Origin of the sequence: Pseudoxanthomonas kalamensis DSM 18571, assembly GCF_010211745.1 — a bacterium.
Taxonomy (GTDB): domain Bacteria; phylum Pseudomonadota; class Gammaproteobacteria; order Xanthomonadales; family Xanthomonadaceae; genus Pseudoxanthomonas_A; species Pseudoxanthomonas_A kalamensis.
Genome location: NZ_PDWQ01000003.1, coordinates 61,205 through 82,249, shown reverse-complemented (window position 1 = coordinate 82,249; position 21,045 = coordinate 61,205). Strand labels below are relative to the sequence as shown.

Below are 21,045 nucleotides of genomic sequence, written 5' to 3'. Positions count from 1 at the left end.
TCGGCGCATCGTCGAACCGCGGATGCCAACCCCGTTGGTCCCGCCCGGACGTTGTTCCCTCTGCATCCCAATGAACGGAGGTGGATCATGGTTCGCACACTGCGCACGCCCTCGCTGCAACTGGATACCGGCCGCATCCTCGCCCTGGCCGGCGCCATTACCGTCCATCTGCTGGCCCTGCTGCTGTTGCTGGTGCCGATGACCGCGACGACCCCGCCAGTCGCGCAGATCGTGGAAGAGACGATCTGGATACGGGCGATCAAGCCCGAACAGCCGCCGTTGCCACCGGAAATCATCAAACACGCAAAGACCACGCCCAAACCGCAGACCCAGCCGAAGGTTCCGGTCCAGATCGACGTGCCGGTCGTCAATGCTCCGGTAATCGTCGACAACGGCAGTCTCGCCGCCGACATGCCGATCGAGACAACCGGACCGGTCACCGATGTGGCACCGGTTTCCACCGGTCCGGTTGAGGTTGGCCAGCTCGGCTACGTGCGTGCCACCGCACCGTCCTACCCGGCCGCCGAAGCCCGTCGCGGCATCCAGGGCACCGTGCTGCTGCGGGTGCTGGTGGACGTGGACGGACGGCCGCTGCAGGTCAACATCGAACGCAGCAGCGGCAACCGCAATCTGGATCGCAGCGCCCTGCAGCACGTGAAAGCCAGCTGGCTGTTCCAGCCGGCCGTGCGCGATGGCCATCCGGTCCAGGCTTGGGGCCTGGTGCCGATCAGCTTCACCCTGCAGTGATCGCCGCCGCCCTGCCGCCGCGCCTCAGGCGCGGTGGTAGGGATGGTTGGCCAGCATCGCCGCCGCGCGGTACAGCTGCTCGGCCACCAGCAGCCGCGCCAGCATGTGCGGCAGGGTCAACGGCCCCAGCGACCAGGTTTCGTGGGCGGCAGCCAGCACGTCGGGAGCATGGCCTTCCGGCCCGCCGATCAGGAAGGCCAGATCGCGACCCTGGCCGCGCCAGTGCTCCATCCGCTGCGACAGCGCTTCGGAGCTGTAGGTCTTGCCGGTGACTTCCAGGGCGACCACGTGCGCCTGCTTCGGCAACGCCGCCAGCACCCGTTTGCCTTCGTCCTCGATCGCGCGCTGCGGATCGCGACCCTTGCCGCGCAGGCCCGGCTCGATCTCGACCAGTTCCAGCGGCAACCAGTGCGAAAGCCGTTTGCGGTATTCGGAAAATCCCTGCGCGACCCAGGCAGGCGCGCGTTCGCCGGTGGCGATCAGTCGTGCCTTCACGTCCCGCGCGGTGCGGCCCGGGCCGCGTCGATCGACCCCGAAACGCCCATCAGTCGCGGGCGTCCGCATCCACGGCTTCGGCCGCTTCCGCTTCCGGCGCCTGATCGCCGACCGTCCACAGGCGTTCCAACGCGTAGAACTCGCGTACCCGCGGCAGCATGACGTGGACGATCACGTCGCCCAGGTCGACCAGCACCCATTCGGCCTCGCGCTCGCCTTCCACGCCCAGCGGGATCAGGTCCAGCCGCTTGGCGAACTTGACCACTTCGTCGGAAATGGATTTGACGTGCCGGGTCGAGGTGCCCGAAGCGATGACCATGTAGTCGGAGACGCTGGACTTGCCTCGCACGTCGATTTCGACGACATCCTTGGCCTTCAGCTCGGCCAGTGCGTCGTGCACGCTGGCCAGCAGCACGGGGGTCGGGGGCGGCGGGTTGGGGATCCGGGTCTTGATGACTTGCGCTTGGCTGGACAAAAAAGGCTCTGCGGGCTGGTTGAACGGGGACGATTATAGCGCCGTACCCGTCGACGGGCCGTGGCCCGGGGTGGCGCCGCCCGCGCCGTACAGGCCGTGGGCGAGGATGTAATCGGCCACCGCGGCCGGCACCAGGCCGCGCCAAGGCTGGCCGGCAACGATCCGGCGACGGATGTCGGTGGCCGATTCGGGTCGCAACGGCTGCTGCAACCGCCAGATCCGGCCGGCCGGCGCGGTTTCCAGTGCCGTTGCCGAATCGCTCAGCCGTTCGGCAAGGATCTGCGCCAGTTCGGCCGGCAGTCCGCCGTCCAGCGGGCTGCCGGGACGGTCGGCGACGACGAAGTGCGCCAGCGCGAACAGCTCGCGCCAGTCGCGCCAGCTCGGCAGGCCGACGAAGCTGTCGGCGCCCAGCAGCAGTGCGATCGGTGCATGCGGCCCCAGTTCGCCGCGCAGTTCGTGCAGGGTGTCGATGGTCCAGGAGCGCCGCTCCGGATCGGCGTCGGCCCGGCGTAGCTCGCGCAGGTCCATCCGCAATCGGCCCTGCCCGTCCAGCGCCCGTTCCAGCATGGCGGCACGCTGGCCGGCACTGGCACCTGGCGGCGCGCGGTGCGGCGGATCGGCCGCCGGGGTCAGCCAGACCGGTACGCCAAGCGCATTGCCGGCATCGCGTGCCACCGCCAGGTGGCCGTTGTGGACCGGATCGAAGGTGCCGCCGTAGCTCAGGTGCAGGCGGAATGAATCCGGGGACGCCAACGCCCGCCCTCAGGCCGCCAGCAGGCGCACGGCCCTGGCGTCGGCCACCGCCAGCAGCAGGCGCTCCAGCACCCGCCACGGATCGCCGTCGCCGCGGCCCTTGGCGATGCGGTCCACCCGCGAAGCCTCGGCGACGAAGCGCTCCCAGTGCTGCGGATTCGCATGCCGTTGCAGGGCGCGGCGGAACGGCGCCTGCCGGCTTTCCCAGATGCCTTGCGATTTCATCTCGGCGGCCAGGTTGCCGCCGCGCGCCTGTGCCCGTGCCAACGTGGCGCAGCGCAGCAGTTCCTTGATCAGGATCGGGGTCAGCGCGGCAACCTGCTCGCCCTCGGCACGCAGGCCGGCGAGCATGCGCATGGCCGGCCCGGCCTGTCCGGACAGCATGCTCTCGGCCAGGCGGAACACGTCGTAACGCGCCGCATCGGCGACCAGCGACTGCACCGCCGCCGCGTCCAGGGTCTGCCCTTCGGCGCACAGCAGAGCCAGCTTGTCGATCTCCTGCGCCGCCGCCAGCAGATTGCCTTCGACCCGCTCGGTCAGCACCTGCACCGCCTCGGCGTCGGCGCGCAGGCCGCGCGCGCGCAGCCGCGATTCCACCCAGCCGCCCAGTTCGTGCGGCTTGATCGCCCAGGCCACCGACAGCGTGCCGGTCTTGGCGACCGCATCGGACCACTTGCCCTGGTGCGAGCGGCTCCATTCATGCGCGGTGATCAGCAGCACCACGTCCGGCGGCGGATCGGCGCAGAAGGACTGGATCAGCTCGCCTCCCTGCTTGCCGGGCTTGCCGCTGGGCAGGCGGACTTCGATCAGCCGTCGCGGGCTGAACAGGCTGGGCGCGTTGAATGCACTCTGCAGCTGTCCCCAATCGAAATCGCGGCCGTCGGCGTCGAACACTTCGCGCTCACCGATGCCCTGCGCACGCGCCATCGCGCGTACCGCATCGGCTGCCTCCAGCACGCGCAGCAACTCCGGCCCGGCGATCAGGTAGACCGGCTGCAACGGCGCGTCGGCGCCCTGCGCAGCCAGCCGTTCCGGGCTGAGCTCCATCAGGGCGTGGCCGCGGCGTCCCGCACCACCGCACCGCTCTGGATGACGCTGTCGATCCGGCGCAGGATCGAGGACGACATCTCCTTGCGCATTTCCTCGGCCAGGATGTCGCGCTCGGTATCGGTGCCGATGGCGTCGATCGGCGGGGCCACGTAGTCGCGCGACAATTCAACCACCTGCTGCGGCACCAGCACGCTGCCGTCGGCGCGGACGAACTCGAACACGGTGGCGTAACGCAGGCTGTATTCCTGAGCGCGGCCGTACTGGTCGATGGCGATCGGACGGTCGCCCCAGCGCTCGGACAGCACCTTCAGCGTGGCCACGTCGCTGGCGTCCTCGGCCGCCAGCGTAGCGCCGGCCAGTTCCAATCCACGGCCGAGCGAGCCGGTCAGCGGGCTGTAGGCGGTCGTGGACACCACCTTGATCGGTCCCAGGTCCTGCGGCAAAGCGATATTGCCGCGCAGGTGGAAGCCGCAAGCCGACAGCGCCACGATCAGCAAAGCCAGCGCAGCAAGGCGAGATACGGAACGCAACGAGGGGCGCAACGGAAAAACGGAAGTCATGGGCGACAAGTCTGGACGAGCGCGGCGGGGGCGGCAATAGCCAAGCCGGATGGCAGGTGAACACCGGCGCGGGGGCGTTATTCGACCAAATCCATGTATTTCCTGTACTTGCGATATGGCCGCCGAAGTCTGATGACCGTGGCCACTACTCCCGACATGGCACCTACCAGCCAGACATTGTAGAAAGCCATTCTCGCCCAGAAGGCTGCCGGATCGACGCAATACCGCAATTTTCGACCATGTCGGAGCTGGATTTCACCCGTCTCCAATCCTGCATACAGGACTATCGTCGGCAATATCCCAACCACCACGAACATCACGACAAGGCCTTCAACAGCAAGTCGGCGAGATGGAACTGCAACTTTCAGGAAGACGGCGACACCCGCCAGCAACACCACCAAGTCCGCAAAACCAATCGCCAACCAGATATCCCAATCCAACACTGGGCCATCTGCACATCGCTGAACCCGTTCGATCAGTTTTGCAACCGCAATCTCGAACTCCGGAATTTCCGGCTTGCCCATCCCACTCTCCGCACGCGTGATGTCAAGGGTGTTCAGGCCGCCACGATATTCACGATCTTGCCCGGCACCACGATGATTTTGCGCACCTGCAGGCCTTCCATGAACCTGGCGGTGTTCGGCTCGGCCTGGGCCAGTTGCTCGATCAGCTCGCGCGGCGCGTCGGCGGCGACCTGGATGGTGCCACGCAGCTTGCCGTTGACCTGCACCGCCAGCGTCACCTCGTCCTTCACCAGCGCGTCCGGGTCGGCCTGCGGGAACGGCACGTCCTCGAGCAGGGTTTCGGCGTGCCCCAGCGCCTGCCACAAGGCATGGCTGGCGTGCGGGGTAATCGGGTTCAGCAGCAGCACTGCCGCTTCCAGCGCTTCCTGGCGCACGGCGCGATCCTGCTCGCCGTCGCCGTCGAACTTGCCCAGCGCGTTGGACAGCTCCATCACCGCGGCGATCGCGGTGTTGAAGCCGTGCCGCTTGCCGTAGTCGTCGCCGACCTTGGCGATGGTCTCATGAGTCTTGCGTCGCAGCGCCTTCTGCGCAGCGTCCAGAGATTGCGGTTCGACCGCGACCGCGGGATCGGCAGCGGCATGCCGCTGCACCTGGGTCCACAACCGGCGCAGAAAGCGCGCCATACCTTCGACGCCGGCCTCGTTCCATTCCAGCGACTGTTCCGGCGGCGCGGCGAACATCGAGAACAGGCGCACCGTGTCGGCGCCGTACTTGTCGACCATCGCCTGCGGATCGACGCCGTTGTTCTTCGACTTGGACATCTTCTCCACCGCGCCGACCTGCACCGGCTGGCCGTCGGCGATCAACCGGGCGCCGGTCACCCGGCCCTTGTCGTCGCGCTCGATCTCGACCTCGGCGGGATTGATCCAGTCCTTCGAACCATCCGGATTGGCGCGGTAATAGGTATCGGCGATCACCATGCCCTGGGTCAGCAGGTGGGTGGCCGGTTCGTCGCTGTCCACCATCCGCGCGTCGCGCAGCAGCTTGTGATAGAAGCGGAAGTACATCAGATGCAGGATCGCGTGTTCGATGCCGCCGATGTACTGATCTACCGGCAGCCAGTAATTGCCGCGCTTGTCGACCATGTCCTTCGCGCCCGGCGAGGTGTAGCGCGCGTAGTACCAGCTCGACTCCATGAAGGTGTCGAAGGTGTCGGTTTCGCGCTCGGCCGGCTTGCCACACTGCGGGCAGACGGTCTTGCGCCATTCCGGATCGGCTTTGATCGGCGAGGCCACGCCGTCGAAGCTGACATTCTCGGGCAGCACCACCGGCAACTGTTCGTCCGGCACCGGCAGCGCGCCGCAGTGCTCGCAGTAGACCACCGGGATCGGGCAGCCCCAATAGCGCTGGCGGCTGACGCCCCAGTCGCGCAGGCGGTAGTTGACCCGGCGCTGGCCCTGGCCCTTGCGTTCGAAACGCTCGGCCAGCGCCTCGAAGGCACCGTGGAAATCCAGCCCGTCGAACTCGCCGGAATTGACCAGCTCGAACTCGCGGGTCTTGTCGGCATACCAGTCGCGCCACTCGGACGGGTCGTACTCGGCCTCGTCGTCGTTCTTCGGCGACTTCAATGCGATCACCTGGCGGATCGGCAGCCGGTACTTGCGGGCGAACTCGAAGTCGCGCGCATCGTGCCCCGGCACCGCCATCACCGCACCGGTGCCATAGCCCATCAGCACGAAGTTAGCGACCCAGATCGGCAGGGTCTCGCCGGTGACCGGATGCACTGCCCGGATTCCGGTGTCCATGCCGCGTTTTTCCTGGGTCTCCAGTTCGACTTCGGACACGCCGCCCTGCTTGAGCTGCTCCAGGAACGCGGCCAGCGCCGGATTGTCCCGCGCCACCTTCAGCGCCAGCGGATGCTCGCCGGCGATGGAGACGAAGCTGACCCCCATCAGGGTGTCCGGCCGGGTGGTGAACACGCGCAGCGGCTCGTGGCCCTCGACCGCGAATTCGATCTCCAGGCCCTCGGAGCGGCCGATCCAGTTGCGCTGCATGGTCTTGACCGATTCCGGCCAGCCATCCAGTTCGTCCAGCCCGTCCAGCAACTCCTGCGCATAGTCGGTGATGCGCAGGAACCACTGCGGGATCTCGCGCTTTTCCACCAGCGCGCCGCTGCGCCAGCCGCGGCCGTCGATGACCTGCTCGTTGGCCAGCACGGTCTGGTCGACCGGGTCCCAGTTCACCACCGAGTTCTTGCGGTAGGCCAGGCCCTTGCGCATCAGCCGGGTGAACATGCGCTGCTCGTGCACGTAGTACTCGGGCCGGCAGGTGGCGAACTCGCGCGACCAGTCGATCGCGTAGCCCAGCGACTTCAGCTGCCCGCGCATGTGCTCGATGTTGGCGTAGGTCCACTTCGCCGGCGCGGTCTTGTTCTTGATCGCGGCGTTCTCGGCCGGCAGGCCGAAGGCGTCCCAACCCATTGGCTGCAGCACGTTGTGGCCGGTCATCCGCTTGTAGCGGCTGATCACGTCGCCGATGGTGTAGTTGCGCACGTGGCCCATGTGCAACGCGCCGGACGGATACGGCAGCATCGACAGGCAGTAGTACTTGGGCTTGTCGGAGCCTTCGTCCACCTCGAAACAGCGGTGGGAATCCCAGTACTGCTGGGCGGCGGATTCGACGGCCCCGGGCTGGTAGGCGGCGGGGTCGTGGGTGGCGGGTTCGGCGGTGGCTGACATGGAAATCGGGGACACGGCGACGGCAACAAAGCGGCCAAGCGTACCGCAGCGCACCATGCGCCGCCACGGCATGGCCGGAATCGGCCTATGCTTCGCCCTGAACTCGCACGGTAGCGGTGGCCAGCCGCGCGGCGGGCCACGCCAGCCACGCGAACCAGGCGGCGATGCCGATCCGCTGGGCGGTACCGTCGGCGATCAGGTCCGGCAGCACGAAGGCGCCCAGCAGCATCCCCGCCGCGGCCAGCCCGCTGGCGGTGGCGAAATACCGGCGCCGGCCGCGCAGCGCCATGCCCAACAGGCCGATGCCGGCGATGCCGGCTACGCACCACAGCATCCAGGCCACGCCGTGAAAGCGGCCAACCCCGGCATGCAGGTCATCCAGCCGCAACGGCAGCAGACCCATCGCCAGAAAAGCCAGCCCGGCCAGCAGCACCAGCTGGCTGCCGATCCGCGCCCCCCAGCCGGCCGCGGACAATGCGTTGCGCATGCCGATCGCCACCCCCATCGCCAGCAGCCCCGGCAGCACGAAACCGATCAGGTTGAACGCCCATGCCTTCGGCACGCCATACGCGCCAAGGATCGCCACCGGATACACCGCCTGCTCGTAACCCGGCATCGCGGCGCCGAAGCCGGCTACCGCCAGCAGAAAAAGCACGGCCGCTCCCCATCCGGCCAGCCGGATTGCGTTCTCCAACTTCATCTCGATCCCGTTTGCTCGGCAGGCAGCGATTATCCCCGCACGCACTTGGATTCGTCGCCCCCCGCTACCATCTAGGATTGCGAACTCTTCCGGGACTCCCTCATGACCGCCAGCCCCCACGTATTCGACGCCACCCTGGACAATTTCGAGACCGAGGTTGTCCAGCGCTCCGCGCAGACCCCGGTGATCGTGGATTTCTGGGCCACCTGGTGCGGGCCGTGCAAGACGCTGGGGCCGATCCTGGACAAGCTGGCAGCCGAGTACAACGGCGCGTTCAAGGTCGCCAAGGTCAATGTCGACAAGGAGCAGCAGCTGGCCGGCATGTTCCAAATCCGCTCGGTGCCGACGATGGTGGTGTTCAAGGACGGCCAGGTGCTGGGCGCCATTCCCGGCGCGCTGCCGGAAGGCGAACTGCGCAAGGTGCTGGAACAGGTCGGCGTGCAGCCGGCGCCGGCGAACGACGAGGCTGTCGAAGAAGACGCGCCGGTCGCCCCGCCCGATCCGCATGCCGAGGTGCTGCGCCTGCGCAACGCGGTCGAGGCCGAACCGGACAAGGACGAACTGAAGCTCGACCTGGCCCTGGCCTTGCTGAAGATCGGCGCCAGCGCCGAAGCCGAGCAATTGCTCGATGCACTGCCGGCCAACCTGGCTACCGACGATCGTACCGTCCGCGCGCGCGCCAGCCTGGGCTTCGCCGCCCTGCTGAAGGACGCGCCGCCGCTGGAGGTGCTGCAATCGGCCATCGACGCCAACCCGGACGACCTGCAGGCCCGGCACCTGCTGGGCGTGCACCGACTGGTCGCGGGCGACGCCGAGGCCGCACTGACCGAATTCATCGAAATGCTGCGCCGTGACCGCAATTACCGCGATGGCCTGCCGAAGCAGACCCTGATCGATGCCTTCCGGGTGATCGAGGACGCCGACCTGGTCGGTCGGTACCGGCGCAAGATGTCGGCCCTGCTGTTCTAGTCGCCAAAAACATACCTATCCGTATGGTAGGCTGGCCATCCGTTCGCGACGCCATCCCCGCCCTGCATGAAGGCTTCCCTGTTCCGCCTTGGCCTGAACCTGTGGCCGCCATTCCTGTTTACCGGCATCCACGTCACCGACCTGTCGGACGACTATCGCCATGCGCGGGTCGAGCTGCGCATGCGGCCGTGGAACCGCAACTACGTCGGCACCCACTTCGGCGGCAGTCTGTTCGCGATGACCGATCCGTTCTGGATGCTGCTGCTGTTGCATCAGCTGGGCAGCGACCACTACGTCTGGGACAAGGCTGGCGAGATCGAATTCGTCAAACCGGGCAAGGGCACGGTGCATGCCGAGTTCCGCATCACCGACGAAGCGCTGGCGGACATCCGCGCCGCCACCGCCGGCGGGGAGAAGTGCCTGCGCTGGTTCCCGGTGGACGTGATCGACGCGCAGGGAGAAGTCGTGGCCCGCATCCGCAAGCAGGTCTATGCGCGCCTGAAACCGAAGGCGCGCACCACGACCAAAGCCAGCTGAATCAGGGCGCCGATCCGCTGTCGGCCATCCATTCCGGCAGCGGAAGTTGCCAGAAGCCATCAGGGAAGCGGCCGGCTTCGTACATGTCGATTCGAAGCGACTTGCCGTCTTCACTGACCGTGATAGAGCGTGCCGGACTTTTCAGCGCCTGTGGTCGCGACGCCAGCCGTTCGGCCAGTGGTCGCGCATCGCCGTCCCGCCCGCGCAACCACAGCCAGGTGGCCACCAGTTGCTGCTGCGCCTGCGCGTCCTGCAGGCGCAGACCGTATTCGTCGTAAGCAGGCGCGGCGATATCCATCAGGATGCAGCCGGCCGCGTTGGCCACGCAGTCCAGCGACCACATTGATGGCTGTGCCGTCGGATTGTGCAGGGGCTGGTCAGCAGCAATCTGTTGCCTAGCCTGTTCGTCGCAATACCACGTGAATTTGGATGCGCCACGCGCCGCGGTCTTCTCGACATCGAATATCAGCCTAGTCATGGCGGTCTCGATCACGCCCCCGGCCGGCGCCAGGTTCAACGTACGGAGACCGCCAGTGGAAAACCGCCCTTCTCCCATCATGGCCGAACAAACGGCGGCGCTCATGGCCACGCCACCATCGAACACCTCGCCGCATTGCGCCGGCAACGGGTAGTCCGACGGAAGCTCCGACAGCATCTCGATCAACAAGCTACCGGCACCCTTCACCATGGCGATGCCGACCATACTGGCGATCAGGGAATCGCTGCTGTCCACTATCTTGCTGGCGATCGAGGCGTCACGGCAAACGCCCTTCAACGCCACATCGATCTGTCCCTGCGCGAAGTCGTAGGCATGTATCGACAAGTCCCGAGTCAAGGCCTGGTATGGCGGGATCGGCGTATCAAGACGTGGCGCATACGGCATGTGGAAATAGCCGTACCCGTCCAGCGCTGCCACGCGACGGGAAATTTCCCTGCGCGATTCGATCACGGGCGCATAAGCCTCCAACGAGGCGCGTATCGTGGCCAGACAATTGCCATCGTGCAGGTTGCACAGGGCCGGTTCGGTCGGGGCGCCATCGTCCAGCCTCGGCACCTCGTCCAACAGGCTGGCAAAAGCCTGCGTGACCACGTTGCCGCCATCGGATTCCGGTTTGAAGTCGGCAAACCGTTGCACGTCCTGCGCCAGCAGCGCCTCCGCCTTGTCCACCGGGATGTCGTACTGCAGCGACCACAGCGCGGCGAAGCCGTTGCGGCCCGCCGGTACGGGTATCGGGGCATCCAGCATGGCCAGCGCCTGCGCCTGCTCGGGCGGAACCCGGCTCATCCGGCTGGCCAGCCAGACCAACACCGCCAGCAGCAGCACGCCACCCAGCATCCAGAACATCCATTTGATCGCCTTGCGCATTCCGTTCCCCGGCTGCCGTGTCCTGCCGGCGACTATAACGCGGGCAATCACCGCCCCGTACAATGGCCGGCATGACCATCCCCGAACCCCCGCGCCCCCGCGTCACCCTGCAACGGCTGTTCATCACCGGCCTGCTGACCCTGCTGCCGATCTGGCTGACCTGGGTCGTGGTCAAGTTCGTGTTCGTGCTGCTGTCGGACGTCAGCAAACCGTGGGTGGGACCGATCTCGCAACAGATCGCCGATTCGTTCCCGCGTTCGATGGGCTGGTTCAGCGCACTGTGGGTACAGAACACCATCGCCCTGGCGGCGACGCTGGGCGTGATCCTGCTGGTCGGCATGCTGACCCGGCGCGTGATCGGTCAGCGGATCCTGCACTGGTTCGAACAGCTGATCCTGCGCATCCCGCTGGCCAGCACCATCTACACCAGTTCGCGCAAGCTGCTGGAAATCCTGCAGGTCAAACCCGGCAGCACCGAGCGCGTGGTGCTGATCGACTTCCCGCACCGGGAGATGAAGTCGGTCGGCCTGGTTACCCGTGTCATCAAGGAAGAAGGCACCGGCCGCGAACTGGCCGCGGTGTACGTGCCGACCACGCCCAACCCGACCTCCGGCTATCTGGAAATCGTGCCGGTGGAGCTGCTGACGCCGACCGACTGGACGGTCGACCAGGCGATGAGCTTCATCATCTCCGGCGGCGCGGCGGCGCCGGAGGCGATCAGCTTCACCCGCGCCGGGGACCGCTGAGGCAGCCCATGAGCGCGAGCCAGCGGCCAACCGTCGCACTCGCACTGGGCGGCGGCTCGGCACGCGGCTGGGCGCACATCGGGGTCATCCGCGCGCTCGAAGAAGCCGGCATGCGCATAGACATGGTCTGCGGCACGTCGATCGGCGCGCTGGTCGGCGCGGTCTACGCCACCGGCGAGCTGGACCGCTTCGAGCAATGGGTGCTCGAGCTGGGACTGCGGGAAGTCGCCAGCTTCCTCGACGTGGGCTTCGGCGGCGGCCTGCTGAAGGGCGAGAAGCTGATGGCATTCTTCGAGCAGCAATACCAGGATCGTCCCATCGAAGAACTCGACATCCCCTTCGCGGCGGTGGCGACATCGCTGCGCACCGGCGCGGAAGTGTGGCTGCGCAGCGGCTCGACATTGCGTGCGGTGCGCGCGTCCATCGCCCTGCCCGGCCTGTTCACACCGGTGATCCACGGCGACACGATCCTGGTCGACGGCGGACTGGTCAATCCGGTGCCGGTGTCGCTGGCCCGGGCGATGGAAGCCGATGTGGTGATCGCGGTGGACCTGAGTTCCGACATGCTGGGACGCAACCTGCAGCAGAGCCGCGTGCAGGAAGCGCCACCGCCCGAAGAACGCGACGACTGGTGGGGCAAGTTGCAGGGGCGCCTCGCCGCGATGCGCCCGCCGTCTTCGAACCACGGTCGCGATCAGCCGCGCGTGCCCGATCTGCTCAACGTGCTCGCCTCAAGCATCAACATCATGCAGGTGCGGATCGCCCGCAGCCGCATGGCCGGCGACCCGCCGGAACTGATCGTCGCGCCGCGGCTGGCCCACATGGGCCTGTACGATTTCCATCGGGCGAAGGAAGCCATCGAGGAAGGGCGCAACGCCGTGGCGCGGGTGGCGTACAACATCGAAGCCCTCGTCGAACGGACCCGGTGAGCGGAGGGCGCATCCGTCCGGCGGACCGTACAATCGCCGCATGGAGCCCGCCGCGCCGCCCGCCCAAGCCACACGCACCCTCGACGACCGTGCGGTACGGCTGTTCATCCTGCTGGCGGCTTTCTTCTGCGTCAACGCGGTGCTGGCCGAATTCATCGGGGTCAAGATCTTCGCCCTGGAAGACACCCTGGGCATCGCCCCGCTGGAATGGAACCTGTTCGGCCAGAGCGGCTCGCTGAATTTCACCGTCGGCACCCTGCTGTGGCCGTTCGTGTTCGTGCTGACCGACGTCATCAACGAGTTCTTCGGTCGCCGCGGGGTGCGTTTCATCTCGTGGCTGACGGTGGCGCTGATCGTGTACGGCTTCGTATTCGCCTTCCTGGCCATCGCCACCGCACCGGCGACGTGGTGGGTAGGTGCCGCGGCCGATCGCGGAGTGCCGGATTACCAGGCCGCGTTCGCGGCGATCTTCGGCCAGGGCATGTGGTCGATCGCCGGCTCGGTAGTGGCCTTCCTGCTGGGGCAGCTGATCGATGTCGGCGTGTTCCACCGCATCCGCCGCGCCACCGGCGAGCGCTGGGTGTGGCTGCGCGCCACCGGATCGACCGCGGTATCGCAACTGGTCGACAGCTTCGTGGTGATCTGGATCGCCTTCGTGCTGGGGCCGCAGCACTGGCCAACCTCGCTGTTTCTGGCGGTCAGCAGCGTCAACTACGTCTACAAGATGCTGGCCGCGGTGGCGATGATTCCGTTACTGTACGCGATGCGCCACGCCATCCGTGCCTACCTTGGACACCAACGCGAAGCGCAACTGCGCCACGAAGCCGCGCTGGACTGAACCGGGCTTGCGTACACTCGGAACCAACGCGTCCGGGAGTCCGCCGTGAACCTGCGCAGCTTCGTTCCAACCCTCGCCCTGCTGATGCTGTTGGCCGCCTGCGGACGCGAAACCGTCGCCGGCGACGATCCGTCCTCACCAGATGCCTTCATCGACGCCTTGATGCAGCGTTACGCCGGCGACGTGCCTGGCGCCGCGGTGCTGGTGATCCGCGATGGCCAACCGGTTTTTCGCAAGAGCTACGGCATGGCCGAGCTGGAGACCGGGCGACCGGCAACAGCGGATACCCACTACCGGCTGGCCTCGGTCAGCAAGCAGTTCACCGCCGCCGCGATCCTGCTACTGGCCGAGGACGGCAAGCTGTCCATCGACGATCCGGTGAGGCGCTGGTTGCCGAGCCTGCCCCCGGCCGCCGATGCGATCACGATCCGCCACCTGCTCAGTCATACCGGCGGACTGGTCGATTACGAGGACCTGATGCCGGCCGGACAGACCGCCCAGCTGCACGACATCGACGTGCTGCGACTGCTGGAGCGGGAAGACCGACTGTACTTCGCACCCGGCAGCGACTATCGCTACAGCAACAGCGGCTATGCCCTGCTGGCGCTGATCGTCGGCGAGGCCTCCGGACAGGATTTCGCCGGCTTCCTGCGCCAGCACATCTTCCTGCCGATGGGCATGGACGGCACTTACGCGCACCAGGACGGCGTGGACGAAGTGCCCGAACGCGCCTACGGCTACAGCTCGGTCGATGGCCGCTGGCAACGCACCGACCAAAGCCTGACCAGCGCCGTGCTCGGCGATGGCGGCATCTATTCCTCGGTGGACGAACTGGCGAAGTGGGACGCCGCGCTGTACGACGAGCGGCTGCTGAAGGCCGAATCGCTGCGCATGGCCTTCAGCCCCGCGACCGTGACACCGGAACCGCACGCGCCGCATTACGGTTTCGGCTGGCGCATCGATGGCGACATGTTGTGGCACAGCGGCGAAAGCATCGGTTTCCGCAACGTGATCCTGCGCCTGCCCGACCAGCGGTTGACGGTGATCGTGCTGACCAACCGTAACGGCCCGGAACCCTACGACGATGCGGTGAAGATCGCCGACCTGTACCTGCCGACAGAAGCCCGGCTCAACCCAGATCGGCAATGACCGCCTGCGCGGCGTTGTGTCCAGGCGCGCCGGTGACGCCACCGCCGGGATGGGTGCCGGAGCCGCACAGGTACAACCCCGGGATCGCCCCGCGGTAATCCGCCTGACCCAGCATCGGCCGCGCGCTGAACAACTGATTGAGCGACAGCGCGCCGTGGAAGATGTCGCCGCCGATCAGGCCGAAGTCGCGTTCCAGATCCAGCGGGCTCTTGATCTGCCGGCCCAGCACCGAAGCGGCAAAGCCCGGCGCGAAACGGTCGACGGTGGCGACCATCAGGTCGGCGACCTCTTCGCGGTGATCGTCCCACGAACGCCCGCCGGGCAACTGCGGGGCGACATGCTGGCAGAACAGGCTGGCGACGTGCTGCCCCGGTGGCGCCAGCGAATCGTCGAGTGTGGATGGAATCAACATCTCCACGATCGGTTCGCATGACCAGCCGAAATCCATCGCATCGCGCCAGGCGCGGTCCATGTAGGCCAGCGACGGCGCGATAACGATGCCGGCAGTCAGATGGTCGCCTTCACCGGGCAAGGCGCTGAAATCCGGCAGCCGCGACAGCGCCACGTTCATGCGAAAGGTACCCGAGCCGCAGCGCCAGTGACGCATCCGCTCGCGAGTCGGTTGCGGCACCTGCGCGGTCGGCAGCAAGCGCTCGTACAGCAGCTTCGGGTTGACGTTGGCGACCACGCAGCGCGCGTGCAGGGTTTCGCCGGATTCGGTGCGCACGCCGCAGGCGCGGCCATTTTCGACCAGCACTTCACGGATGCCGGCATCGGTGCGGATCGTCGCCCCGGCCCCGTTGGCCGCCTTCGCCATCGCCTGGGTGATCGCGCCCATGCCGCCGATCGCGTGACCCCAGGCGCCCTTTTCGCCTTCGACCTCGCCGAACACGTGGTGCAGCAGGACGTAGGCCGAGCCCGGCGCGTAGGGGCTGGCGTAGTTGCCGACCACGCCGTCGAAGCCGAACAGCGCCTTGATCGGCTCGCTTTCGAACCAGCGGTCCAGGTACTCAGCGGCGGAGATCGAGAACAGGTCCAGCAGTTCCTGCCGCAGGGTTTCGTCCAGTTGCAGCAGACGGCGGCCGACGCGAGCGCCCCGCAGCAGTTCGGGGATCGCCTTCCACCAGCCATCCGAACCCAGGTTGGGCGGCGGCTGCAGGGCCAGCGCACGCAACACGTCGGCGATGGCCTCCAGCCGGTGCTCGTACTCGGGCAGACGCTCGGCGTCGCGGCGCGAGAATTTCGCCACTTCGTCGGTCGTTCGCCCGGCGCCGGTCAGCAGGTAGCCGCCTTCGGGCAGCGGCAGGAAATTGTTGCGCCGGCGCTTGACGATACGTAAACCATGCCGGCGCAGGTCGAGGTCGGCGATGACCTTGGGCTGCAGCAGCGAGACGGTGTAGGACGCCACCGAATTGCGGAAACCGGGGTGGAATTCCTCGGTGACCGCGGCGCCGCCAACCACCGGCCTGCGCTCCAGCACGGTCACCTTCAGCCCGGCCCGCGCCAGGTAGAACGCGCAAACCAGCCCATTGTGGCCGCCGCCGACCAGCAGAACATCGATCTCCGGGCGGACCGCCATCAACCGCCGCTCCGGTCGCCGGTGAGCGTCCCGCATCGGCGGAAGCATGAAGTGTCCATACGGGATAATGGCGGCATGACGTTGTCCTCTATAATCGCAGCCCGGTGGGGAACCTGCCCCCGGACAGGGAACCGATATTGATGGCCGGACGCTCCCGCTGGCAATGGTGGCTTGGTGTATTGCTGGTTCTGTCCGGCATCGCCACGCCTTTGTCGGCGCAGGACTGGAACTATCGCGTGCGCCCCGGCGATACGCTGTGGGATCTGAGCGGCGAGTACCTGAAGCCCGGCATCGGCTGGCGGCAACTGCAGTCGCACAACGACATCGCCAATCCCTATCACCTGCCCCCGGGATTGATCCTGCATATCCCCCTGTCGTGGCTGCTCGCGCAGCCGGCCAATGCCCGCGTGGTCGCCGTACATGGCGAGGCCACCGTGCAGACGCCCGACCAGGACAGCGCGGTCCCGGCGCGCCAGGGCGCGGAACTCGGCGTCGGCACGATGATCCGCACCGCCGCCGACGCCAGCCTGACGCTTGAATTCGCCGACGGTTCGCGTCTGCTGCTGGAAGGCGGCAGCGAGCTGCGGCTCGACCGGCTGAGCCGCTACGGCAAGCACGGCATCATGGCCGATACCCGCGTCCGCCTGCAGCGCGGCGGCGTCAGCAACGAGATCAAGCCCGCGCGCGGCGCGGCGCCCAACTTCATCGTCGATACGCCCAGTTCCAGCTCCGCAGTGCGCGGCACCCACTTCCGCATGCGCGCGGAGCCCGAGCTGAGCCATACCGAAGTCACCGAAGGCGGAGTCGAAGTCGATAGCGGCACGCATGCCGCCCTGGTTCCGCACGGATTCGGCGTGCGCGTGGCCACCGGGCAGGACGGTCCGGTCGAACCGGTCCGCCTGCTGCCTGCCCCCGACCTGTCGTCGGTGCCGGGCACCCTGCATCGCGCCCGTGCGCGCCTGCAATGGCCGGCGGTGGAAGGCGCCAGCGGCTACCGCGTGCAGGTCTCGGCCCAGCCCGGTTTCGATAGCCTGGCCGCCGATGCGCAAAGCGCGCGGCCGCAGATCGAACTGCCGGCGCTGGCCGACGGCGACTACCACCTGCTCGCCCGCGCCATCGACGGCAACGGCCTGGAAGGCATGGATGCGCGCCTGAGCTTCCGGCTCGAGGCGCTGCCGGAACCGCCGTTCGTGCTGGCGCCGGCCGATGACGCCACCGTGCGCGGCACTCACCCCGATTTCCGCTGGACGCAAAGCGAGCACGCGGACAGCTATCTGCTCGAGGTCGGCGACACTCCCGATTTCGAGCAGGCGCTTGCCCGCGCGGAAACCGCCGCCGCCGAAGTGCAACTGGCCGACCCCCTGCCGCCGGGACGCTACTACTGGCGCATCGCCAGCCGCGACGACCAGGGCCACCAGGGCGAGTTCGGCCAGACCCAGGCCTTCGAATTGCGCCCTGTCGCGACCACCGGCGAGATCGAGACTTCGCCTGCGGACGGCAACGACGATCGGGTGACCTTCCAGTGGCAGGCCGGCGAACCCGGCCAGCGCTATCGCTTCCAGCTGTCGCGCAAATCCGACTTCAGCCGGCTCAAGGTCGACGAAATCGTCGAAGAGCCGCGGATCACCCTGCCCAAGCCGGGTCCGGGCACCTGGTACCTGCGCGCCAGCGTCATCGATAGCGACGGCTACGAGGGCCCGTTCCAGCCGGCCCAGAGCATCAAAAACCCGTGCCGTCTATGCGAACTCGGCACCGGCGCCCTGGTGCTACTGCTGGTGATGGCGCTGTGAGCGCGCCGCGCCCGCTGGCCGCGCGGATACGTTCGCGCCTGCTGACCGCGCTGGGCGCATCGGCCATCGCCGTGCTGCTGATCGGCTTCGATCCCGCATGGCGAGTCGATGCCTGGTTCTACGACCATTTCTCCAGACATCTGGTGCACGAAGCCGACCCCGCCGTCGTCGTGATCGCCATCGACGAGAAGAGCCTGGCCGAGCTGGGGCGCTGGCCGTGGTCGCGGCGCGTGCACGCCCGGCTCATCGATCGCCTCGGCGACATCGGCGTGCGCGGCATCGGCCTGAACCTGCTGCTGTCCGAGCCGGCCCTGTACGACCCCGAAGGCGACGCCCTGCTGGCGCGCGCGCTGGAACGCAGCGGCAAGGTCGTGCTGCCGGTCTATGCCGAGGAGGAATACTCCAACGGCCCGTCGGTGGAGCTGTTGCCGATCCCGGAATTCTCCGCCACCGCCGCCGCGCTCGGCCATGTCGACCAGAGCGCGGACAGCGACGGCATCACCCGCAGCATGTACCTGCGCGCCGGACTCGGCTCGGCGCACTGGCCCTCGCTGGCGCTGGCGCTTGCCCAGCTCGACAAGCCTGAACTGGCCGGCGACTCGTCCCTGCCTGGGGAACAGCTGGGCGAGTTGCCGGAGGACGGGCTGGTGCCGCACCGCTGGGTGCGCAACAACCGCGTGCTGATGCCCTATCTGGACCCGCCCGACGGTTTCCCGGAAGCCTCCTATGCCGACGTACTGAACGGCAGGATCGCCGAGCCGATGCTGCGCAACCGCCTGATCCTGATCGGCATGACCGCCAGCGGCATGGGCGATGGCCTGGTCCCACCCGGTCGCGGGGCACGCCTGTCCGGGGTGGAATACCAGGCCAATGCATTGAACATGCTGCTGCAGGGCAAGGCCATCAGTCCGCTCGGCCTGCCGGCGCGCGTCGCCCTGTCGCTGTTGCTGATCTGCCTGCCGCTGGCGCTGCTCGGCTTGCCCGGCATGCGCAAGCTGTGGCAACCGCTGCTGCTGGGCATCGCGCTGGCCCTGCTGCTGTCGCTGCTGCTGCTGCATCTGGCTCACGCCTGGTTCGCCCCGACCGCGGTGCTGCTGGTACTGCTGCTGGGCCTGCTGCTGTGGCTGCTGCATGCGTTGCGACATACGTACCACCGCGCCCAGTCCGACGCCCTGACCGGGCTGGCCAACCGGATCCGCTTCAACGAGGCGCTGGAGCAGGAGTTGCGGGTCGCCCGCCGCAGCAAGCAGCCGCTGTCGCTGCTGTTGCTGGACATCGACTACTTCAAGCAGCTCAACGACAGCCGCGGCCACGCCATGGGCGACCGTGTACTGCACGCCCTGGCCGCCACCCTGCAGAACCGCGCGCGACGGCCGCGCGACCTGATCGCGCGCCTGGGTGGCGACGAATTCGCCGTGCTGCTGCCGGAAACCTCGGCGCAGGCCGCAGCCGCCATCGCCACCACCCTGCACGTCGATCTGGCCAACCTGCCCGGCAAGCGCGAAGGCGACCTGCCGATGGCGGCGCGCTTCACCGTCAGCATCGGCATCCACACCTCCGACAGCGCCGAGGAAACCGTCGCCGAGATGATGGAGCGCACCGATTCCGCGCTGTACCAGGCCAAGCAGCTGGGCCGCAACCGCAGCTTCACCTACGGCAACGATCTGGCCACCTGAGCCGGCCGAAGCAAGCCGCGACTCACACCGGCAGGCGCATCCCCGGCCGCGCCAGCATCACCTCGATGCCGTCGCGCTGACCGATCTCGCCGGCCAGCGCCTCGCGCGCGCGGTCTTCGCCATGCACCAGCACCAGCGGCGGATGCGCTTCGAAATGGCCATACCATTCCATCAGCCCGCGCTGGTCGGTATGCGCCGACAGTCCGCCGACCGTGTGGATGCGCGCATTGACGCGATAGTCGCGGCCGTGGATGCGCACCCATTTCGCGCCGTCCACCAGTCGCCGTCCCAGCGTGCCCTCGGACTGGTAGCCGACGAACACCACATGCGTGCTGTCGCGGTCGATGCCGTGCCGCAGGTGATGCTGGATGCGCCCGCCGTTGGCCATGCCGCTGCCGGCGATGACGATGGCGCCGTTCTCGATCCGGTTGATCATCATCGACTCTTCGGTGGACTCGGTGATGTGCAGGTTGGGCAGCCGGAACGGATGCGGCCGGCCTTGCCAGACCTCGCGCGCCTGCGCGTCGAACAGGCCCTCGTGACGATCGTAGACATCGACGACCCTGGCCGCCATCGGGCTGTCCAGGAAGATCCGCCAGCGCGCCAGCCCCCACTCGTCCCAGTAGCGCGCGAACCAGTACAGCAGTTCCTGCGAACGGCCCACCGCGAACGCCGGGATCAGCACCTTGCCGCGCTCGCGCCAGGCCAGTTCGAGGATTTCGCCTAGTTCGTGGACGGTGCTGCTGCGCTCGCGATGGTTGCGGTCGCCGTAAGTCGATTCCATCAGCACCAGGTCGGCCTCGGCCACCGGCTGCGGATCGCGCAGGATCGGCGTGCCCTTCGGCCCCAGGTCGCCGGAAAACACCAGCTTGCGCCCGTCCGCCCACAGCTCGACGATCGACGAGCCGAGGATGTGCCCGGCGTCGCGCAGGGCGATCTCCACCCCGGGCAGGATCTCCCGCCGCGTGTCGTAGCGCAGCGGCTGCACCTGCCGCATCGTCGCTTCCACGTCCTCCCGCGTGTACAGCGGCTGCACCAGCGGCTCGCCATCGGCCAGGTTGCGGTTGGCGCGCCGCGCGTCCGATTCAGCCAGCGAAGCCGAATCCAGCAGCATCACCGGCATCAGGTCGGCACCGGCGTCCTGGATGTGGATCGGTCCGCGGAAACCTCGCTTGACCAGCAACGGCACCCGCCCGATATGGTCGATGTGTGCATGACTCAACACCAGCGCATCCAGCTGCGCGGGCTCGAACGGGAACGGATCGGCATTGCGCGCTTCGGCCTGCCGGCCGCCCTGGATCATCCCGCAGTCCAGCAGCACCCGCTTGCCGGCCGCCTCGACCAGATGCATCGAGCCGGTGACCTCGCCCGCCGCGCCGTGGAAGTGCACTCGCATCCCGGATCTCCCTTTCCCGCTTCCGCGTAAACCGTTGATTATGCAGCACGTTCAGGGCGCACATGACCTCCGACACCCTGCATGACGA

General features: G+C 67.5%; 20 protein-coding genes. 9 read left to right on the top strand and 11 right to left on the bottom strand.

Annotation, left to right across the window (positions count from 1 at the left end):
• Positions 1-87: 87 nt before the first annotated feature.
• Entirely contained in the window at positions 88-747 is a 660-nt protein-coding gene (locus CSC70_RS06795; protein ID WP_162455926.1) for an energy transducer TonB, read from the top strand.
• A 24-nt stretch (positions 748-771) separates the two neighbouring features.
• Here CSC70_RS06795 and rlmH read toward each other — a convergent pair whose 3' ends face one another.
• From rlmH to CSC70_RS06755, 8 genes are all read right to left on the bottom strand, one after another.
• Positions 772-1,242 (bottom strand): 23S rRNA (pseudouridine(1915)-N(3))-methyltransferase RlmH, encoded by a 471-nt coding sequence (gene rlmH, locus CSC70_RS06790; RefSeq protein ID WP_162455925.1) that lies wholly within the window; start codon positions 1,240-1,242, stop codon positions 772-774.
• A 49-nt stretch (positions 1,243-1,291) separates the two neighbouring features.
• Entirely contained in the window at positions 1,292-1,717 is a 426-nt protein-coding gene (gene rsfS / locus CSC70_RS06785; RefSeq protein ID WP_162455924.1) for a ribosome silencing factor, read from the bottom strand.
• A 33-nt stretch (positions 1,718-1,750) separates the two neighbouring features.
• Positions 1,751-2,470, bottom strand: a complete 720-nt coding sequence (gene nadD / locus CSC70_RS06780) for a nicotinate-nucleotide adenylyltransferase (protein ID WP_162455923.1) — start codon at positions 2,468-2,470, stop codon at positions 1,751-1,753.
• A 9-nt stretch (positions 2,471-2,479) separates the two neighbouring features.
• Positions 2,480-3,517 (bottom strand): DNA polymerase III subunit delta, encoded by a 1,038-nt coding sequence (holA, locus tag CSC70_RS06775; RefSeq protein WP_162455922.1) that lies wholly within the window; start codon positions 3,515-3,517, stop codon positions 2,480-2,482.
• Positions 3,517-4,080 (bottom strand): LPS-assembly lipoprotein LptE, encoded by a 564-nt coding sequence (locus tag CSC70_RS06770; protein ID WP_162455921.1) that lies wholly within the window; start codon positions 4,078-4,080, stop codon positions 3,517-3,519. The genes holA and CSC70_RS06770 overlap by 1 nt, the downstream gene beginning before the upstream one ends.
• Before the next feature lie 77 nt (positions 4,081-4,157).
• Positions 4,158-4,604 carry a hypothetical protein gene (locus CSC70_RS06765; protein ID WP_162455920.1) on the bottom strand — a complete coding sequence of 149 codons (447 nt, stop codon included), beginning with the start codon at positions 4,602-4,604 and terminating at the stop codon, positions 4,158-4,160.
• A 32-nt stretch (positions 4,605-4,636) separates the two neighbouring features.
• Positions 4,637-7,282, bottom strand: a complete 2,646-nt coding sequence (gene leuS, locus CSC70_RS06760) for a leucine--tRNA ligase (protein WP_162455919.1) — start codon at positions 7,280-7,282, stop codon at positions 4,637-4,639.
• Between the two features lie 85 nt (positions 7,283-7,367).
• Positions 7,368-7,937 (bottom strand): DUF998 domain-containing protein, encoded by a 570-nt coding sequence (locus CSC70_RS06755; protein ID WP_246189343.1) that lies wholly within the window; start codon positions 7,935-7,937, stop codon positions 7,368-7,370.
• A 147-nt stretch (positions 7,938-8,084) separates the two neighbouring features.
• On the opposite strand from CSC70_RS06755, the gene trxA reads away from it, so the two are divergent.
• Positions 8,085-8,951: a thioredoxin gene (trxA, locus tag CSC70_RS06750; protein WP_162455917.1), complete on the top strand. Its 867-nt coding sequence runs from the start codon at positions 8,085-8,087 to the stop codon at positions 8,949-8,951.
• 66 nt (positions 8,952-9,017) lie between these two features.
• Positions 9,018-9,488 (top strand): DUF4442 domain-containing protein, encoded by a 471-nt coding sequence (locus CSC70_RS06745; RefSeq protein WP_162455916.1) that lies wholly within the window; start codon positions 9,018-9,020, stop codon positions 9,486-9,488.
• A gap of 1 nt (position 9,489) precedes the next feature.
• Here CSC70_RS06745 and CSC70_RS06740 read toward each other — a convergent pair whose 3' ends face one another.
• A complete protein-coding gene (locus tag CSC70_RS06740; RefSeq protein ID WP_162455915.1) occupies positions 9,490-10,854 on the bottom strand; it encodes a hypothetical protein in 1,365 nt (454 codons plus the stop codon).
• 71 nt (positions 10,855-10,925) lie between these two features.
• On the opposite strand from CSC70_RS06740, the gene CSC70_RS06735 reads away from it, so the two are divergent.
• From CSC70_RS06735 to CSC70_RS06720, 4 genes are all read left to right on the top strand, one after another.
• The gene (locus tag CSC70_RS06735; protein WP_162455914.1) at positions 10,926-11,600 is read left to right on the top strand and encodes a DUF502 domain-containing protein; all 675 of its coding nucleotides are present in this window, start codon (positions 10,926-10,928) and stop codon (positions 11,598-11,600) included.
• 8 nt (positions 11,601-11,608) lie between these two features.
• The gene (locus CSC70_RS06730; RefSeq protein WP_162455913.1) at positions 11,609-12,529 is read left to right on the top strand and encodes a patatin-like phospholipase family protein; all 921 of its coding nucleotides are present in this window, start codon (positions 11,609-11,611) and stop codon (positions 12,527-12,529) included.
• Between the two features lie 40 nt (positions 12,530-12,569).
• Positions 12,570-13,367 carry a queuosine precursor transporter gene (locus CSC70_RS06725; RefSeq protein ID WP_162455912.1) on the top strand — a complete coding sequence of 266 codons (798 nt, stop codon included), beginning with the start codon at positions 12,570-12,572 and terminating at the stop codon, positions 13,365-13,367.
• An 84-nt stretch (positions 13,368-13,451) separates the two neighbouring features.
• Complete coding sequence (locus tag CSC70_RS06720; protein WP_162456245.1) at positions 13,452-14,516, top strand: serine hydrolase domain-containing protein; 1,065 nt, start codon at positions 13,452-13,454, stop codon at positions 14,514-14,516.
• On the opposite strand, the gene CSC70_RS06715 is transcribed toward CSC70_RS06720, so the two are convergent.
• Positions 14,497-16,095, bottom strand: coding sequence for a phytoene desaturase family protein (locus tag CSC70_RS06715; protein ID WP_162455911.1), 1,599 nt, complete (start codon positions 16,093-16,095; stop codon positions 14,497-14,499). The genes CSC70_RS06720 and CSC70_RS06715 overlap by 20 nt on opposite strands.
• A 140-nt stretch (positions 16,096-16,235) precedes the next feature.
• Between CSC70_RS06715 and CSC70_RS06710 the strand changes: the two genes are divergently transcribed.
• Positions 16,236-17,885: a FecR family protein gene (locus tag CSC70_RS06710; RefSeq protein ID WP_162455910.1), complete on the top strand. Its 1,650-nt coding sequence runs from the start codon at positions 16,236-16,238 to the stop codon at positions 17,883-17,885.
• Positions 17,882-19,561: a CHASE2 domain-containing protein gene (locus CSC70_RS06705; RefSeq protein ID WP_162455909.1), complete on the top strand. Its 1,680-nt coding sequence runs from the start codon at positions 17,882-17,884 to the stop codon at positions 19,559-19,561. Before CSC70_RS06710 ends, CSC70_RS06705 begins: the two co-directional genes overlap by 4 nt.
• A 22-nt stretch (positions 19,562-19,583) precedes the next feature.
• Here the strand turns inward: CSC70_RS06705 and CSC70_RS06700 are convergent, their stop codons facing one another.
• On the bottom strand, positions 19,584-20,957 hold the full coding sequence (locus tag CSC70_RS06700) for an MBL fold metallo-hydrolase RNA specificity domain-containing protein (RefSeq protein WP_162455908.1): 1,374 nt from the start codon (positions 20,955-20,957) through the stop codon (positions 19,584-19,586).
• Between the last annotated feature and the right edge of the window lie 88 nt (positions 20,958-21,045).